The sequence below is a fragment of the Nostoc sp. KVJ20 genome (assembly GCF_001712795.1).
GTDB lineage: Bacteria > Cyanobacteriota > Cyanobacteriia > Cyanobacteriales > Nostocaceae > Nostoc.
In genome coordinates this window covers 1-1596 of the sequence record NZ_KV757775.1, presented here as the reverse complement: position 1 = coordinate 1596, position 1596 = coordinate 1, and the positions used below count along the sequence as shown (strand labels likewise).

1 protein-coding gene is annotated in these 1596 nt (G+C 39.0%); it reads right to left on the bottom strand.

What is annotated here, in order from left to right:
• Nucleotides 1–36: 36 nt before the first annotated feature.
• Nucleotides 37–1404, bottom strand: coding sequence for a transposase (locus tag A4S05_RS36255; protein ID WP_069074592.1), 1368 nt, complete (start codon nucleotides 1402–1404; stop codon nucleotides 37–39).
• Nucleotides 1405–1596: the final 192 nt, after the last annotated feature.

Sequence of the window (1596 nt, the reverse complement as noted above, 5' to 3'; positions counted from 1 at the left end):
TAGGACCAGCCCTTTCAAGGTGTCTGCTTTTAGGTATTATTTTTGGGATAGAATTTTAGCTGTAGAAACATGGGGTCGTTTGGAAGGACGAGTACGTTTTAGTACCCTTCTTGTCTTTTTTGGTGCGCGAGGGTGGGACGCGAAAACAACTAAATTAACGCGAGCTGCCAAGTCTCGAAGTATGTTGGTCAGTTCAATTAGATTCATTTTTGCAAAAACCTTCCATTCTGAAGGGGGAATTGCAATCATCATGCCACGGTAAGTCCCGCGAATTTCATCAGCGAGATAATAGCTTGACACTTCTTGCTCAATTTTTTTAATGCCATGAATACTTCTCAGAGCAGCTAGGACAACAGAAAGGATATTGTAGGAAACCAAGGCAACGCAAAAAGCAAACACAGCAGCTTTAGGATAACCGAGGGTTTTAATTTCGCAATTAAATATTTCAGTTAAAATCTGGAATAAAGTTTCTATAGTCCAACGTTTACGGTAGATTTGAGCCACAACTAAAGCATTAGCAACCTTTGTGGAGAGATTAGTCAAGATAAAGATTTCTGAGTCTCCATCACGGGTAGTTTCATCTAAAATTATTTTTACACGCCGAATATTCGATAAATAGCCCTCATCATCGCTGACTTTAACTGTTTGTTCAAAAACTGTTCCTCCTTCTACTGAACCAATATGGCGAAATTCTGAGGCATCATACCAAGGAAAACATTGATGCTCTCGGATGATGAAATAGCCCTTTTTCGCTACGATACCACTCAAAAAGTTCAAAGTGCAGAAATTTCGGTCAGCGATCCAGACATCATCTTCTTCGATTGTTGTCAAAACTTTATGTAATAGGGAACGCTCTTGAGCATGAGCATCTTCACAAGGGAAAACATCAATTGCCAGCATTAGAGATGGGTCAAGTACCACCAATGATTGCCCTGGTAAAGGCGCACTGTTACAGTCACGAAGAGGTTTTAGACGATGTTCACTTGCACCTATTGCATTGCCATCTAAAATTTTAAGCCGATAACCAGGTAGCCAATCTGGTAAGCTTCCGTTTAAATGCCGAATAATTGCTTCCATTGAAGTTCCTGTCTCCCTTACTAATTCAGCGCTTACATCAGTCTCCATTGCATTTAGCTTGTTATAGACAGAAGTAACTGAAACATTCATTTGTGATGTTTTAGCTTGATATGCAGCATGAATTGAAGGTCTAATCCCACAAGTGACTGTATTCATCATCTCTACTACCGTAGAGAACAGTAATTCCTTTGTATACTGAGTTTTTGCACTTTTCTCAAATAACTCGTCAAGTTTCTGAGGACATAAAATTGTTTCGAGAAGTCCGCGAACCATGACCGAAACCGGACTTTCTTCTACAAAACGCTCAAACACTTGACCTATAATCATTCTAGCTATTCCCCGTTTACCAACTTTATTTTTTCAACTAACTATAATTTGGGGAAAATTACAAGACCTTGAAAGGGCTGGTCCTAATAACTCAAGTTGCTAGTTACATACCAAGAAAGATGACATAGGGGTATAAAAACAATAAAATCCCTCCAGACAGAAAATTAGGAGGGAAATATGTTAAATGAAATA

What these genes read in the sequence shown, in the direction of transcription:
- A4S05_RS36255 (WP_069074592.1), bottom strand. Translation starts at nt 1,404, where the DNA reads ATGATTATAGGTCAAGTGTTTGAGCGTTTTGTAGAAGAAAGTCCGGTT.